This window comes from Streptococcus sinensis (genome assembly GCF_000767835.1).
GTDB classification, from domain to species: Bacteria; Bacillota; Bacilli; order Lactobacillales; family Streptococcaceae; genus Streptococcus; species Streptococcus sinensis.
This window is the reverse complement of record NZ_JPEN01000033.1, coordinates 1-15,911: the sequence shown is the minus strand read 5'-3', so window position 1 is coordinate 15,911 and position 15,911 is coordinate 1. Positions and strand designations below refer to the sequence as shown.

17 protein-coding genes and 1 pseudogene are annotated in these 15,911 nt (G+C 42.7%); 16 read left to right on the top strand and 2 right to left on the bottom strand.

The features are described from left to right. The first annotated feature begins 299 nt into the window (after positions 1 to 299). From SSIN_RS02120 to dnaJ, 10 genes are all read left to right on the top strand, one after another. Positions 300 to 1,172 (top strand): mechanosensitive ion channel family protein, encoded by an 873-nt coding sequence (locus tag SSIN_RS02120; RefSeq protein ID WP_037615184.1) that lies wholly within the window; start codon positions 300 to 302, stop codon positions 1,170 to 1,172. A gap of 12 nt (positions 1,173 to 1,184) precedes the next feature. Beyond that, the gene (locus SSIN_RS02115) at positions 1,185 to 1,799 is read left to right on the top strand and encodes a DUF4352 domain-containing protein (RefSeq protein WP_037615183.1); all 615 of its coding nucleotides are present in this window, start codon (positions 1,185 to 1,187) and stop codon (positions 1,797 to 1,799) included. Between the two features lie 122 nt (positions 1,800 to 1,921). Beyond that, on the top strand, positions 1,922 to 2,821 hold the full coding sequence (locus SSIN_RS02110) for a helix-turn-helix transcriptional regulator (protein WP_037615181.1): 900 nt from the start codon (positions 1,922 to 1,924) through the stop codon (positions 2,819 to 2,821). Positions 2,822 to 2,881: 60 nt separating this feature from the next. Further along, positions 2,882 to 3,496, top strand: a complete 615-nt coding sequence (locus SSIN_RS02105) for a GyrI-like domain-containing protein (RefSeq protein ID WP_037615179.1) — start codon at positions 2,882 to 2,884, stop codon at positions 3,494 to 3,496. Positions 3,497 to 3,508: 12 nt separating this feature from the next. Beyond that, entirely contained in the window at positions 3,509 to 4,060 is a 552-nt protein-coding gene (locus tag SSIN_RS02100) for a ClbS/DfsB family four-helix bundle protein (protein WP_037615178.1), read from the top strand. Between the two features lie 192 nt (positions 4,061 to 4,252). Next, positions 4,253 to 5,287 (top strand): heat-inducible transcriptional repressor HrcA, encoded by a 1,035-nt coding sequence (hrcA, locus tag SSIN_RS02095; RefSeq protein ID WP_037615176.1) that lies wholly within the window; start codon positions 4,253 to 4,255, stop codon positions 5,285 to 5,287. A 38-nt stretch (positions 5,288 to 5,325) separates the two neighbouring features. Next, entirely contained in the window at positions 5,326 to 5,850 is a 525-nt protein-coding gene (gene grpE, locus SSIN_RS02090; protein WP_037615174.1) for a nucleotide exchange factor GrpE, read from the top strand. A 106-nt stretch (positions 5,851 to 5,956) separates the two neighbouring features. Continuing rightward, complete coding sequence (gene dnaK / locus SSIN_RS02085) at positions 5,957 to 7,780, top strand: molecular chaperone DnaK (protein WP_037615172.1); 1,824 nt, start codon at positions 5,957 to 5,959, stop codon at positions 7,778 to 7,780. 23 nt (positions 7,781 to 7,803) lie between these two features. Then, positions 7,804 to 8,022: a hypothetical protein gene (locus tag SSIN_RS02080; protein WP_037615170.1), complete on the top strand. Its 219-nt coding sequence runs from the start codon at positions 7,804 to 7,806 to the stop codon at positions 8,020 to 8,022. Positions 8,023 to 8,243: 221 nt separating this feature from the next. After that, positions 8,244 to 9,374 (top strand): molecular chaperone DnaJ, encoded by a 1,131-nt coding sequence (dnaJ, locus tag SSIN_RS02075; RefSeq protein ID WP_037615168.1) that lies wholly within the window; start codon positions 8,244 to 8,246, stop codon positions 9,372 to 9,374. Between the two features lie 28 nt (positions 9,375 to 9,402). On the opposite strand, the pseudogene SSIN_RS02070 reads toward dnaJ, so the two are convergent. Both SSIN_RS02070 and SSIN_RS02065 read right to left on the bottom strand, forming a co-directional pair. Beyond that, positions 9,403 to 9,642: pseudogene (locus SSIN_RS02070) on the bottom strand (transposase); the annotation flags it as partial. Positions 9,643 to 9,953: 311 nt separating this feature from the next. Further along, entirely contained in the window at positions 9,954 to 10,478 is a 525-nt protein-coding gene (locus SSIN_RS02065) for an NUDIX hydrolase (RefSeq protein WP_244880071.1), read from the bottom strand. Positions 10,479 to 10,544: 66 nt separating this feature from the next. On the opposite strand from SSIN_RS02065, the gene truA reads away from it, so the two are divergent. The 6 genes from truA (at position 10,545) to rpoE (ending at position 15,350) form a co-directional block, all read left to right on the top strand. Continuing rightward, positions 10,545 to 11,294 carry a tRNA pseudouridine(38-40) synthase TruA gene (truA, locus tag SSIN_RS02060; protein WP_037615165.1) on the top strand — a complete coding sequence of 250 codons (750 nt, stop codon included), beginning with the start codon at positions 10,545 to 10,547 and terminating at the stop codon, positions 11,292 to 11,294. Beyond that, complete coding sequence (locus tag SSIN_RS02055) at positions 11,284 to 12,045, top strand: bifunctional hydroxymethylpyrimidine kinase/phosphomethylpyrimidine kinase (RefSeq protein ID WP_037615163.1); 762 nt, start codon at positions 11,284 to 11,286, stop codon at positions 12,043 to 12,045. The genes truA and SSIN_RS02055 overlap by 11 nt, the downstream gene beginning before the upstream one ends. Then, positions 12,035 to 12,517 (top strand): ECF transporter S component, encoded by a 483-nt coding sequence (locus SSIN_RS02050; protein WP_037615161.1) that lies wholly within the window; start codon positions 12,035 to 12,037, stop codon positions 12,515 to 12,517. Before SSIN_RS02055 ends, SSIN_RS02050 begins: the two co-directional genes overlap by 11 nt. 27 nt (positions 12,518 to 12,544) lie before the next feature. Then, positions 12,545 to 13,111: a TIGR01440 family protein gene (locus SSIN_RS02045; protein WP_037615159.1), complete on the top strand. Its 567-nt coding sequence runs from the start codon at positions 12,545 to 12,547 to the stop codon at positions 13,109 to 13,111. Between the two features lie 195 nt (positions 13,112 to 13,306). After that, on the top strand, positions 13,307 to 14,590 hold the full coding sequence (tig, locus tag SSIN_RS02040; RefSeq protein WP_037615157.1) for a trigger factor: 1,284 nt from the start codon (positions 13,307 to 13,309) through the stop codon (positions 14,588 to 14,590). A gap of 163 nt (positions 14,591 to 14,753) precedes the next feature. After that, complete coding sequence (rpoE, locus tag SSIN_RS02035) at positions 14,754 to 15,350, top strand: DNA-directed RNA polymerase subunit delta (protein WP_037615185.1); 597 nt, start codon at positions 14,754 to 14,756, stop codon at positions 15,348 to 15,350. The last annotated feature ends 561 nt before the right edge of the window (positions 15,351 to 15,911 follow it).

The window sequence follows — 15,911 nt, the reverse complement described above, 5'->3', positions numbered from 1 at the left end:
TATTTTCGTGTTTCTGTGGGTGACGGCTATGTCGTCATGGCTGTCTGTCCCACTCTCTTTTCTGAAGAGGAAGGTTGGGTTTTGATTTTATCTTATGTGGGAAAGGTTGTTTTCTTCATTCAAATGATAAAATTGTTTTAAAAGTTTATTGTTAGGCAGCGTTTTACCTATGTATTAAAGTATAGATGGGAGAAGTAAGAATAAATGGAATAATGAGGTAAGAAAACTAAGGAACATCCCGTTTCGGCAGAAAAATTTCTTTATGGTATAATGGTACTATCATTACGAGGAGGTGGGCTATGACTAAAACCGGCAATGTATTTACCCGATACTTCCAGCAGTTTGATTGGTCCGGTATTTTAGATGAAATATTCTCGAAGTTAGTTTCTTTAGTATTTTTAATTTTACTTTTTTATATTGCAAAGAAATCACTTCATCTTTTGGTAGCTAAGATTATTGCGCCATCTTTGAAATTATCTCGGCAGGATGAGGCTCGACAAAAGACTATTACACGCCTGATTGAGAATTTGCTGAATTATGCGCTTTATTTTCTTTTGTTTTATTGGATTTTATCGATTTTGGGTATGCCCGTCTCGAGTCTTTTAGCTGGGGCAGGAATTGCCGGCGTAGCGATTGGGATGGGGGCCCAAGGCTTTCTGTCTGATCTGGTCAATGGCTTCTTTATTCTGCTAGAGCGACAGTTGGATGTGGGAGACAATGTCCGCTTGACCAACGGTGCGATCAAGATTGCCGGAACAGTCGTCAGCGTGGGGATTCGGACCACGCAGGTTCGCGATGCGGACGGGACGCTTCACTTTGTGCCCAACCGAAATATCACCGTTGTCAGCAATCTTTCTCGTGGTGATATGCGGGTTCTAATTGATATTCCCATCTATGCAGAGACTGATTTAGACGAGATTTACCGGATTATTGCGGATGTGAATGCGGAAGCTGTTCCAGAGCATCCAGAAATTCTGAAGGAGCCTGATATTTTAGGACCGCAGATGGCTGCGAGTGGCCAGTTTAATTTTCGGGTCAGCTTAGTGGTGGAAGGCGGCATGCAGACCAGTATCTACCACATTTTTTACAGACTTTATCATGAGGCACTGTTAAAAGAAGGAGTGGCTCTGCCGACATTGGCTCCAGTTACAGGAAGTGGTTCAAAAGGTTAGGAGAGAAGAGTGATGAACGAAAATGAAAAACAAGAGATTATAGTGGATGGAAAGGGTTTGATTTACCAGTTAAAGAAGCCGCTTCATAAACAGGCCTTATTCTGGACGACCTTAATATTGGGAATTGTGCTTTTCCTTATGACCATATTTTGTGCGGTCTTGTTCCTTATAACGCTAGGGCTAACTGTTGAAAACGAAGAATTACGAGTAAAACAAAGCCATGATTATAGCTACTCGGCTGAATATAAGTCTTATCGATTGGGAGAGGCGGTTGAATTTCCTGAAGGGCTCAAGATTACAGTAAACTCTGTCCGCTTGGACAAGGATCGCACTTTGGGTGATGAGTCAACAGGAAGTGCTGTTGTCGCCTCAGTGACGGTAGAAAACACGTCTAGCCGACAAATCCTGCTTAGTCCGTATTCATTTAGCTTATATGATCGGGATGATGAGGTTTATATTTTAGATGGCTCCACTTTTGATAACACACAAATCGGCACCAATCTAAGCGCAGGAAAAACCATCACATTTGATTTAATATTTGACGGAGAAGATGGCGATGCAGGTCCTTATTCACTCGTATATGAGAATGTAAAGTGGTCAAAAGAAAAGTCAAGTCAAGCAGTGTGAAGTGATTTTAAGATAGTTTAATTAAGAGGCATCGTGGCATTTCAGAATAGTCACGATGCTTTTTTGTAAACATGACATCTCATGGCAAGTATTGTATAATAGGAAGAGGAAATGGAGCGACCATGCAGAATAATAGACTATTTCGGATATTGTACTATATTTTAGAGAGAGGGAAAGTGACTGCAACGGAGCTGGCTGAGAAATTTGAGGTCTCGGTCCGGACCATTTATCGGGATGTAGATTCTCTAAGCAGCGCGGGGATTCCGATTTACACCACGCAAGGAAAGGGTGGCGGTATAGAAATCGCAGAGGACTATGTCTTGCGGAAGTCCTTGCTGACAGCGGAGGAGAAAGAGCAGATCATGGCGGCTCTGCAAGGTCTGAATAGCACCAGTCAGCTTTACCAGAGTGACCTTCTCACAAAACTTTCGGCGCTTTTTCAAGTTAAAAATCCAAATTGGATTGAAGTTGATTTTAATCACTGGCAAAATGATAAAGTGTATGAAGAAACCTTTCATCAATTAAAAACTGCGATTCTAGGCAAGCACCTTGTTTCTTTTTCTTACTTTGCTAGTAATGAGCGGGAGACAAATCGCTGTGTCAAGCCTGTGCGCTTGTTGTTTAAAAGTCAGAATTGGTATCTTTATGCTTTCTGCCTCTTGCGACAGGAATTCAGGTATTTTAAGCTATCTCGACTGAAAAATCTGGAGCGGTTGGAGGAAAGGTTTGAGGACAGCTTTGAAGATGTCGTCTTGGAAAAAGAACTGACCTATGAAAATACGATTGAGTTGGCAGTCAAGTTTGATCGCAAAGTAACTTTCAGAGTTTATGACGAAATAAGCGGAGACATTCGGACAGATGCGGAAGGAAATTTATACACAGAAATAGACATTCCCAACGACCATCGTCTATACAGTTACATCCTGTCCTTTGGAGACGCTGTGGAGGTCTTAGATCCGCCCGAAATCCGAGTGAAAATGAAAGAAATGATTCATAAGCTAGCAGAAAAATATAAAACTTGACATAGGGTGTCAGGTATCTTCTTGTATACTAATAGTAAGAAGAGAACAGGAGGCAGCAAGATGAAATATGAATGGAGAAAGAGCGAGAAAGGCCTTTATGGAGCCAAGCAAAAGCCAGAGCTGGTAGAGGTGCCGACTCAACAATTCATTTTGATCGAAGGAGCGGGCGACCCCAATGAAGCAGATTTCTCTGAGCGGGTATCTGCCCTTTATTCACTGGCCTATTCCATAAAAATGCTCTTTAAATCCATGATGAAAGATGAGGCGGAGGACGAGGTGACGGATTTCACGGTCTATCCTTTGGAAGGTATCTGGGAAAAAGCTGCTGGGGAAGGCTTCGATAAAAGTCAGCTTCGCTATCAGCTCATGATTCAGCAGCCCAATATTATCAATCAGGACATGTTTACAGCGGCGCTTGAGAATGTCCACAAGAAAAAGCCCGATCCCCTCTATGACGACATCCGTTGGCAAAGCTTGCCAGAGGAGCGAGCCATTCAGGTCTTACACATAGGAAGTTATGACAGTGAGCCGGTCTCTTTTGAGAAAATGGACGAGCTAGCAAGCAGCTTGGGACTGGAGAGATGCGACCAAGTCCACAGAGAGATTTACTTAAGCAACAAAAATAGGACACCAGAAGAAAAGTTGAAAACTATCTTAAGGTATGCTGTCAGATAGGAGGAATGTAAAATGCCGAGACCTGCAACAAAAAACGATTTGCTGGCTGCAGCTACAGAAAATTTTGAAAAACTCAATCTGCTCATTTCGAACATGACAGAAGAAGAGTTAGCAAGGCCTTTTGATTTTTCAAAGAATGAGAAAAAGAAAGAAGCCCACTGGAAGCGCGATCGGAACCTGAGGGATGTCTTAATCCATCTTTATGAGTGGCACCAACTGCTGCTAAACTGGGTGCAGGCCAATCAAAGAGGAGAAGAGAAGTCCTTCCTGCCTGCTCCCTATAATTGGAGAACTTATGGTGAGATGAATGTCGCATTTTGGGAAAAGCACCAGCAGACCTCTCTTGAGGAGGCAAGTTCTTTGCTGGCTAGTTCACATAGAGCTGTCCTAGACCTAGCCGAAACCTTGACCAATGAAGAATTATTTTCTAAAGGAAGTTATAAATGGACGGGAGGAACGACCTTGGGCTCCTATTTTGTCAGCGCAACATCCAGTCACTATGATTGGGCTATGAAAAAGCTTAAAGCTCACCAAAAGAATTGTAAAAGGAATCCTGTCCAATAAAGTTTTCTAGGACTTGAGACTGATTTTTAGCACTCTTATAAAAAGAGTGCTAATTTTTTGAGTTTTTATCTTGACTTTCATTTTCAAGAGTGTATAATAGAATCATGGTTTAGCACTCGAGGTATTAGAGTGCTAAATATAAAAAATAAAATCTTGCCAGTGGCTGGAATTTTCTAAAGAGAGGTGAGGTCCTTGGTAACAGAGCGCCAAAATGAGATTTTAAATCTAATCATTGATATCTTTACCAAGACGCAGGAGCCTGTCGGCTCTAAAGCCTTGCAAGAGTCTATCCAGTCCTCAAGTGCCACCATCCGTAATGACATGGCGGCCTTGGAAAAGGAAGGTCTGCTGGAAAAGGCCCACACATCGAGTGGCCGTAAGCCCAGTGTCGCTGGTTTCCAGTATTTCGTCCGGCATTCCTTGGCCTTTGATCAGCTGGCGGAAAATGAGCTCTACGAGGTTGTCAAGGCCTTCGACCAAGAGTTTTTCAAGTTGGAGGATCTCCTCCAGCGGGCGGCGGATGTCTTGGCAGAGTTGAGTGATTGCACGGTTGTAGCCCTTGATGTCGAGCCTAGTCGGCAGCGACTGACGGCTTTTGATATCGTGGTTCTCAGTCAGCATGCAGCCTTAGCTGTCTTTACGCTGGATGAGTCCAATACCCTGACCAGTCAGTTCATGATTCCTAGGAATTTTCTTCAGGAAGACTTGCTGCGCTTGAGGGATATGATTCAGGAGCGCTTTCTAGGACAGACGGTCTTGGATATTCATTACAAGATTCGGACAGAAATTCCGCAGATTATCCAACGCTACTTTACCACGACGGACAATGTCCTCGATCTCTTTGAGCATATTTTTGCTCAGATGTTTGTGGAGAAAGTGGCCCTTGCTGGTAAGGTTCAGCTGTTGCGCTTTGCGGATTTTGAGGCCTATCAGTTCTTTGATGATCGGCAGAAGGTCGCCTTTGAAATTCGCGATAGCTTAGCCGAGGATCAAATGCAAAATGTTCGAGTCGCAGCTAGTCAAGAGGACAGCCTGGCCAATCTCACATTGATTTCCAGCAAATTCCTGATTCCCTATCGGGGCTTTGGTATGCTGGCGGTGGTTGGGCCAGTCAATCTGGATTACCAAAAGGTGGTCAGCCAACTCAATGTTGTCAATCGAGTCCTGACTATGAAACTCATCGATTTCTATCGCTATTTGAGTAGCAATCATTATGAGGTGAGTTGAACATGAAATTACATAAATTCCTAAAAAGGAGGCGAAAAATGTCTGAGGAAATAAAAAACGAAGAAGTAAAAGAAGAGGAAGTGGTAGAAACTGCTGAAGAGGCTGTTGAAACTGCTCCTGAAAAATCAGAATTAGAACTAGCTAATGAGCGGGCAGATGATTTTGAAAACAAATATCTCCGTGCCCATGCAGAAATGCAAAACATCCAACGTCGTGCTAATGAGGAACGCCAACTCTTGCAACGCTATCGTAGCCAAGATTTAGGGAAAGCTATCTTATCTTCCTTGGACAACCTTGAGCGTGCGCTTGCCGTTGAAGGCTTGACAGATGATGTTAAAAAAGGTCTGGAAATGGTGCAAGAAAGCTTGATTCATGCCCTTAAAGAAGAAGGAATTGAAGAAATCGCGGCGGACGGAGCATTTGACCATAACTATCACATGGCCATCCAAACCGTCCCAGCAGATGACGAGCATCCAGCAGATACCATTGCCCAAGTCTTCCAAAAAGGCTACAAACTCCATGACCGCATCCTAAGACCAGCCATGGTAGTGGTATATAACTAAGATACAGAGCTTAAAAACTTGTCCGAAACGACATTAAACTATGAAGAATGATAAGAGGCAAGCCGGAGGCTTGCAAAAGAAAAAAATTAAAAAAGAGGAAAATATAATGAGCAAAATTATCGGTATTGACTTAGGTACAACAAACTCAGCAGTTGCAGTTCTTGAAGGAACTGAATCAAAAATCATCGCAAATCCAGAAGGAAACCGCACAACTCCGTCTGTAGTGTCATTCAAAAACGGTGAAATCATCGTTGGTGATGCTGCAAAACGTCAAGCAGTAACAAACCCAGATACTGTTATCTCTATCAAATCTAAGATGGGAACTTCTGAAAAAGTTTCTGCAAACGGTAAAGAATACACTCCACAAGAAATTTCAGCTATGATCCTTCAATACTTGAAAGGTTATGCAGAAGAATACCTTGGTGAAAAAGTAACTAAGGCTGTTATCACAGTTCCAGCTTACTTTAACGATGCACAACGTCAAGCAACAAAAGATGCAGGTAAAATTGCTGGTCTTGAAGTAGAACGTATCGTCAACGAACCAACTGCAGCAGCCCTTGCATACGGTTTGGACAAGACTGACAAAGAAGAAAAAATCTTGGTATTCGACCTTGGTGGTGGTACATTCGACGTGTCTATCCTTGAACTCGGTGACGGTGTTTTTGATGTATTGGCAACTGCAGGGGATAACAAACTCGGTGGTGACGACTTTGACCAAAAGATTATCGACTACTTGGTAGCAGAATTCAAGAAAGAAAATGGTATCGACTTGTCAAACGACAAGATGGCGCTTCAACGTTTGAAAGATGCAGCTGAAAAAGCTAAGAAAGATCTTTCTGGTGTGACTTCAACTCAAATCAGCTTGCCATTCATCACTGCGGGTGCTGCTGGACCTCTTCACTTGGAAATGACCTTGACTCGTGCCAAATTCGACGATTTGACTCGTGACCTTGTAGAGCGTACGAAGATTCCAGTTCGTCGTGCCCTTTCTGATGCAGGTTTGAGCTTGTCAGAAATCGACGAAGTGATTCTTGTCGGTGGTTCAACTCGTATCCCAGCCGTTGTAGAAGCTGTTAAGGCTGAAACTGGTAAAGAACCAAACAAATCAGTGAACCCTGATGAAGTCGTTGCTATGGGTGCTGCCATCCAAGGTGGTGTGATTACTGGTGATGTTAAAGACGTTGTCCTTCTTGACGTAACACCATTGTCACTTGGTATCGAAACAATGGGTGGCGTCTTCACTAAGCTGATCGACCGCAACACAACGATTCCAACATCTAAATCACAAGTCTTCTCAACTGCGGCAGATAACCAACCAGCCGTTGATATCCATGTTCTTCAAGGTGAACGCCCAATGGCAGCGGATAACAAGACTCTTGGACGTTTCCAATTGACTGATATTCCAGCTGCACCTCGTGGAATTCCTCAAATCGAAGTAACATTTGACATTGACAAGAACGGTATCGTATCTGTTAAGGCCAAAGACCTTGGAACTCAAAAAGAACAAACAATCGTTATCCAATCAAATTCTGGCTTGACGGACGAAGAAATCGACCGCATGATGAAAGATGCAGAAGCGAACGCTGAAGCAGATAAGAAACGTAAAGAAGAAGTAGACCTTCGTAACGAAGTAGACCAAGCTATCTTTGCGACTGAAAAAACGCTCAAGGAAACAGAAGGCAAAGGCTTTGACGCAGAACGCGACGCTGCTCAAGCTGCCCTTGATGACCTTAAGAAAGCCCAAGAAGACAACAACTTGGACGACATGAAGGCAAAACTCGAAGCACTCAATGAAAAAGCGCAAGCTTTGGCAGTGAAACTCTACGAACAAGCCGCAGCAGCTCAACAAGCTCAAGCAGGAGCAGAAGGCGCACAAACAACAGGAAACGCAGGCGATGACGTCGTAGACGGAGAGTTTACGGAGAAGTAAAATAATTTATAGGAGGGGAGTTTATGTCAACTATTTACACTACTAATGAGTGGAAGGGACACGGAAAGAGTTACTACTGGAATGAATATCGTTTGGAAGGCGATACAGTTGTAAAATATAAGTGTTCTCGCAGTAAATTTTTTGATGGTGATGAAAATGTCTGGAGTGAGGATGAACATGAGATTGAATCTTGGAGTCTTGATGATGATTCTATGCCAGATTGGTTGAGGAACTATCTATAAATTTTTTAACAGAGGTTGCAACCCAGCCTCTGTTTTTGGCTAAGTGAGGGTAGGAATCTCCTTGTTTTGAACGAGAGGGTTCAATAATTTAACAGAAAGGAAAGTGTTCGTAATTGAACACGCCCTAAATGCTGTGTGAAAAAGATAAATTCTCTTGTGAGCATCGCTCACGGTGAGAATTTCCTATTTTCACTGTGCATTTTACGGGCTTAGTATCTTGTATGAACAATACTGAATTTTATGATCGTTTAGGTGTCTCAAAGAATGCTTCTCAGGATGAGATCAAGAGAGCCTATCGGAAATTATCTAAAAAATACCACCCAGATATCAATAAGGAGTCTGGGGCGGAAGATAAATATAAGGAAGTCCAGGAGGCTTATGAAACCTTGAGCGATGAGCAAAAGCGGGCAGCCTATGACCAATATGGCGCAGCGGGTGCCAATGGTGGCTTTGGTGGTGCAGGCGGCTTCGGTGGCTTTGATGGCTCTGGTTTTGGTGGCTTCGAAGACATCTTCTCTAGCTTCTTTGGCGGTGGCGCGACTCGTAATCCAAACGCTCCGCGGCAAGGGGATGATCTCCAGTATCGGGTAAATCTCCGCTTTGAAGAGGCTGTTTTCGGGGCAGAAAAAGAAGTGAAATACAATCGTGAGGCGAGTTGCCATACTTGTCACGGTTCAGGTGCTAAGCCAGGAACTAGCCCAGTAACTTGTGGCCGCTGTCATGGTTCTGGTGTTATCAATGTTGATACGCAGACACCGCTCGGCATGATGCGTCGACAAGTGACCTGCGATGTCTGTCACGGTCGCGGACAAGAAATCAAAAGTCCATGTGAAACCTGCCATGGAACAGGACATGAAAAGCAAGCGCATAGCGTTCATGTAAAAATTCCAGCTGGTGTGGAAACAGGTCAACGAGTTCGCTTGGCTGGTCAAGGTGAGGCAGGCTTTAACGGCGGTCCTTACGGTGACTTGTATGTAGTGGTGAACGTTGAGCCGAGCGATAAGTTTGAGCGAGACGGTTCTACCATTTACTACAAGCTCAACCTCAACTTTGTGCAAGCAGCTCTGGGCGACAGTGTGGAAATCCCAACTGTGCATGGAAATGTTGAATTGACAATTCCAGAGGGAACCCAGACTGGTAAACGTTTCCGCCTGCGTGGTAAGGGAGCACCGAGTCTGCGTGGTGGAAGCATGGGTGACCAGTATGTCACTGTCAATGTTGTGACACCGACTGGCCTCAACGACCGTCAAAAAGCAGCCCTCAAAGACTTTGCCGCAGCTGGGAATATCAAAGTTAATCCCAAGAAAAAAGGCTTCTTTGACAAGATGAAAGATGCCTTTGAAGGAGAATAATACCTCAATGTCAACTGTAGTGGGTGACTTATAATGAAGCACGAGAGAGAATCAGATTGGTTCTCTCTTTTGTGATGTTCAAAGCGATGAGAATTTTAGTTTTGAAGTTTCGAAATCCAAAAGAGTTACGCTTGATAACCTTGATGGGTTTGTTGGTTGCCTCCAACTTGGCGTTGGAATAAGGGGATTCAAAGGTATTGGTGATGTAAGCCTTGTATTTGAGAAAGATTTTCAAGACAGCTTTAAAGGCTGGATTGACAGCAGGTAGGGGCTTTTCCATCCGGTTTATCTTGTAGATGATACGGGTTTGACATTATAAGACGAATAAAATTTTGATGTTTTTATCTTTCAATCTGATTGAATCTGTGGAATTGAAAGGTGTTACATATGAGTCTTTCTAATGAGTTGTTTGAGCGCTTTTCATTATAAGTCATAGGGGTCTTTTTTGGTAGACAGAAAAAACTCCACAATACCTCTAGTGGGTCTACCCACTACAGATATTATAGAGCTTTTTAAACTAGGAAACCAAGCTTTTTATGATAGGTTTAAAGTTATTACTTTCACTGATTCGGAAATCACTCAGTTCTTGGTCACAAAGTGTTGGATTCCGCGGTCTGTTTCAGTGAAGAAGTATGGCAAAAAATTAGGGAAAATCCGATGTTTTTTCAGGTCTTGAATTGGAACCCATTGAATCCTCTCTAACTTATCTGGGCTAGGAAATTGTTGACCTTTGGGTTTCATGAAATAACATAGACAAATCTCATGACAGTCCAAATCTTTCAAAATTCCTGTGGAGTTCGAAAAGAAATTTTTGTGGATGTAAGCTAAGCGATCAATTTCGTAAAGTTGGCCAGTCTCTTCCAAAACCTCTCTGAGGCAGGCTGCTTCAGTCGTTTCTCCAAATTGAACCGCTCCGCCAACTGAGTAAAGATAGTCTTCGCTGGGTAGTTTCATGAGGCAAAGTGCTTCTTCTTCGATAATCAGAGCGACAGCTCGATAGCGAAAACGCTGATTTTCAACAGTATAAGAGATATCTTTTGTCAATTCTATAGCCTCCGTCATCTGTCCAGTATAAGTGTTTTTATTACTTTTGTCAATCCGCATTCTGTCCCCATACAGTCTTTCCGTTTTGGGCTTGCTGGGGGCTTTTTTTCCTGCTAAAATAAACACATGACACGTTATAAAGCTATTATTTCTTACGATGGGTATTGCTTTGCTGGTTTTCAGCGACAGCCTCATGCCAGAAGCGTTCAGGAAGAGATTGAAAAGACCTTGACTCGAATTAACAAAGGCCAACCTATTATTATTCATGGAGCAGGCCGGACTGACAGCGGTGTTCATGCTCTGGGTCAGGTGCTCCATTTTGATTTGCCTGAGGAGCGGGATGAAGAGAAGCTACGCTTTGCGCTAGATACACAGACGCCGGAAGATATTGATTTTATCTCTGTGGAGCGAGTGGCAGAGGACTTTCACTCTCGCTACAATAAGCACAGCAAAACCTATGAGTTTCTGGTGGACATTGGTCGGCCTAAAAATCCCATGATGCGCCATTATGCCACTCATTATCCTTATCCTTTGGACCTGAGTCTGATAGAAGAAGCGATTGCTCAGCTGGAGGGGACACATGATTTTACGGGGTTTACGGCTTCGGGAACCAGTGTAGAAGACAAGGTTCGAACTATCACTGAGGCCAAGGTCCGCTATGATGCGGAGCGAAATTTTCTGGTCTTTACCTTTTCGGGCAATGGCTTCCTCTACAAGCAGATTCGCAATATGATGGGTACGCTGCTCAAGATTGGCAACAAGCGTATGCCAGTAGAGCAGATTCAGAGGATTTTAGCGAAGAAAGACCGTCATCTGGCAGGACCAACAGCCGGTCCAAACGGCCTCTATCTAAAGGAGATTCGTTATGAAGAATAAGTTGATTTTAGCCCTTTCGGGCAATGATATTTTCAGCGGTGGCGGACTGCATGCCGATTTGGCTACCTACACAGTCAATGGCCTGCATGGTTTCGTAGCTGTGACTTGCCTGACGGCGATGACTGATAAGGGATTTGAGGTCATTCCAGTTGAGGAGGCTATTTTTGCTCAGCAGTTAGCCAGTCTCAAGGATGTTCCTTTTTCTGCTATTAAGATAGGACTTTTGCCCAATCTGGAAATAGCAGAGCAGGCTCTGACTTTTGTCAAGGAGCATGCGGATATACCGGTAGTGCTGGATCCTGTCCTGGTCTGCAAGGAAAATCATGATTTGGAAGTCAGTGCTCTAAGAGAAGAACTCATCAAGTTCTTCCCCTATGTCAGCATCATCACGCCAAATCTGGCAGAAGCGCAGCTATTGACCCAAAAAGAAATCAAAACTCTGGCAGATATGCAGGCAACAGCGCAGGAACTCTATGATTTAGGGGCCAAGCATGTGGTGATTAAGGGCGGCAATCGCTTAAGCAAGGAGCGGGCGGTGGATGTTTTATATGACGGAGGAGATTTTGAGATATTAGAATCGCCGGTGCTGGCCAGCAACAATACCGGAGCGGGCTGCACTTTTGCTTCCAGCATTGCCAGTCAGCTGCTTCTAGGCGAGTCTCCGCTTGCAGCAGTTCAATTTTCCAAAGACTTTGTCTATCGGGCCATTCAAAATGCAGATCAATATGGAGTAGTACAATATGAAAAATAATCAGACACATAAAATTATTTTGTTATCTATTATCACGGCTTTATCAGTTGTTTTGGGATATTTTTTGAAAATCCCAACACCAACAGGCTTTCTTACCCTCTTGGATGCCGGAATTTTCTTTACCGCCTTTTACTTTGGTAAGCGTGAAGGGGCTGTAGTTGGAGGTTTATCGGGTTTTCTGATTGATTTGATTGCGGGCTATCCCCAATGGATGTTTTTCAGTCTCGTGATTCATGGTTTGCAAGGTTATTTTGCTGGTTTTAAGGATAAGGGCCGGTATGTAGGGCTGATCTTAGCAACCGTAACGATGGTTTGCGGTTATGCTTTGGCTTCTACTTTAATCTTTGGTAGTGGAGCTGCTCTGCCTGAGATGATTCCAAATTTCTTTCAAAATATTTTGGGAATGGTCGTTGGTTTCATCTTGGTGAAATTGCTTCCCAAAACAGTGGAAAACGGTCGTTCTGATAAATAAGACAGGTATGAAAGAAAGGATTCAAGCATGCAAGATTTACAGGAAATCACACAGCAAACTAAGACAATTCTAGCAGATGTGTTAGAAAAGTCTGCTCTTTCGTCAGGCAGTATCTTTGTCTTGGGTCTGTCATCCAGCGAGGTTCTTGGTGGTCATATTGGCAAGAATTCCAGCCTTGAAATCGGGGAAGTTATTGTCAAGACCCTCTTGGATGGTCTGTCAGATCAGGGGATTTACCTAGCTGTTCAAGGCTGCGAGCATCTCAACCGTGCTCTGGTTGTGGAACGTGAATTGGCAGAAAAGAAGGACTTGGAAATTGTTAATGTCTTGCCAAGCTTACACGCAGGCGGGAGTGGGCAACTTGCAGCTTTCAAGTACATGAAAGATCCTGTCGAGGTGGAATTTATCACTGCTCATGCGGGCTTGGACATTGGAGATACAGCTATCGGTATGCATGTCAAGCATGTGCAAATACCAATTCGCCCTGTTTTGAAAGAAATAGGTTCAGCCCATGTCACAGCATTGGCCAGCCGTCCCAAATTAATCGGCGGTGCACGAGCAAATTACCTAGAAGATAGGATTCGAAAAGCCTAATGTTTAAGAGGGACTTTCTGAAAAAAGTCAGGAAAAGTAGAAGAATAGCCTCATCTTATCCTTGTTTTTACTTACTGTCATTGATTTGTGAAAAAACTATCCGAAATCAGTAAAAAATAGAAATTAAGTTTTGAAAAAACTTGCAATTATGATATAATAGCTTGTATTCAATAAATTTTAAGGAGAAATGACAGAATGTCTGTATCATTTGAAAACAAAGAAACAAATCGCGGAGTTTTGACTTTTACCATCAGTCAAGAACAAATCAAACCTGCTTTGGACCGCGTATTTAACTCAGTAAAAAAAGATATTGCTGTACCAGGTTTCCGTAAAGGACATCTTCCACGTGCTATCTTCAACCAACGCTTTGGTGAAGAAGCACTTTACCAAGACGCTTTGAACGCGCTTCTTCCAGAAGCATACGAAGCTGCTGTCAAAGAAGCAGGTATCGAAGTAGTTGCTCAGCCTCAATTTGATGTGGCATCTATGGAAAAAGGGCAAGACTGGACAATTACTGCTGAAGTTGTTACCAAGCCAGAAGTGAAGCTTGGCGCTTATAAAGACCTAGAAGTATCTGTAGAAGTTTCTAAGGAAGTTACTGATGCTGAAGTGGATGAGCGCATTGAACGTGAACGCAATAACTTGGCTGAATTGGTTCTGAAAGAAGATGCAGCTGCAGAAGGTGATACAGTCGTAATTGATTTTGTTGGTTCTGTAGACGGTGTCGAATTTGACGGCGGAAAAGGCGACAACTTCTCACTTGGCTTGGGTAGTGGACAATTCATCCCAGGATTTGAAGATCAATTGGTCGGACATTCTGCTGGTGAGACAGTTGATGTTGTTGTAACTTTCCCAGAAGACTACCAAGCAACTGACCTTGCAGGTAAAGAAGCTAAATTTGTTACAACAATTCACGAAGTGAAAGAAAAAGAAGTTCCAGCACTTGATGATGAACTTGCAAAAGACATTGACGAAGAAGTTGAAACTCTTGATGAACTGAAAGAAAAATACCGCAAAGAATTAGCAGAAGCAAAAGAAGCTGCTTACAACGATGCAGTTGAAGCGGCAGCGATTGATCTTGCAGTAGAAAATGCAGAAATCGTTGAACTTCCAGAAGAAATGATTCATGAAGAAGTGCACCGTGCCGTTAATGAATTCCTTGGAAATATGCAACGTCAAGGCATTTCACCTGATATGTACTTCCAAATCACTGGTACAACTCAGGAAGACCTTCACAAACAATACGAAGCAGATGCTGCATCACGTACTAAGACTAACCTTGTTGTAGAAGCAGTTGCGAAGGCAGAAGGTTTTGAAGCTAGTGATGAAGAAATTGAAGCAGAAATTACTTCACTTGCAACAGATTACAATATGGAAGTTGAGCGTGTCCGTCAGTTACTTTCAGAAGATATGCTGAAACATGATATTGCAATCAAAAAAGCTGTTGAAGTAATCACAAGCTCTGCAAAAGTAAAATAGAACAGTTAAGAAGCCATAGTTTCGACTACTGGCTTTTTCTCTGTCTAGAATACAATAAGTGAGTGAAATTTCTTTGACGAATCTGGAAATTTATCGTACAATAGAAAGTAGCGAAAAATTGGAATAGGGCTGAAAGCCTTTATGAACGTAAAGGAGAATGATTTTGGAATTAGAAGTATTTGCTGGGCAGGAAAAAAGTGAACTTTCTATGATTGAAGTAGCGCGTGCAATCTTAGAATTGCGTGGCCGTGATCATGAGATGTACTTTAATGACCTTGTTAATGAAATTCAAAATTATCTGGGAAAATCAAATAGCGAAATCCGTGAGTTTTTGCCATTATTCTATACAGAATTGAATGTTGACGGGAGTTTTATTCCGCTTGGTGACAATAAGTGGGGACTTCGTTCTTGGTATGCGATTGATGAGGTAGATGAAGAAATCATTGCACTTGAAGAAACAGACGAAGACGAAGGCTCTAAAAAACGTAAGAAGAAGCGTGTTAATGCCTTCATGGATGGCGACGAAGACGCGATTGACTACAGCGATGATGATCCAGAAGATGAGGACTCTTACGAGGCAGACCCTTCTCTGTCATACGATGACGATAATGCAGATGACGAGAAGAGTGAAGTAGAAGCCTATGACGCTGAAATCAACGAAATCGCTCCAGATGATCTGGGAGAAGAAGTGGAGCTCAACGAAGAAGATGAGGACTACTCTGACGATGATGTTGATGTTGAAGGTGAAGAAGACGAATAATCCAAAAGAAGCAGGCTAAAACTGCTTCTTTTTCTTGAAGTAAGAATGTAATTGGCTATCCTCAAAAAATACAGTTGAACAAAGCAAGCTGGCACAACAGAAATGATATTTTGAAAGGAGAGAGAACATTTTTATTTGCTTTTAGTATTGGCGAGTGGGCGCTAAGTTGGACGAAAGCTTTAATGGAAATTTTAAGGATGGAGATGGTATTTTCGACAGGAACTGGAAAAGTGGACGGCAAAAAATGACGCAAACTTCGTTTGTTTAGTTTGCAACTTTCAGCATCCTCGAATTGCCTTGATGACAACTTCGCTTCTTTTGTCTCCTGGGTTCCACCAATCGTTTAAGGAATTATTGAAGTAATACAACACAGCCCTGCTTTGAGAAGGGAAATGGAGTTTTTCAGCAACAATTCTCTTAGTTTCCTAAAAAAACAACAAAAGCTATTAAAATATGGTATAATATATAAAAAATACCTTGCAAACAACGATACTATACGGAGGCATTCTATGTAAAAAGTCAAGAATAATTTTTTAAAATATCAATTATTTTTTACAGATA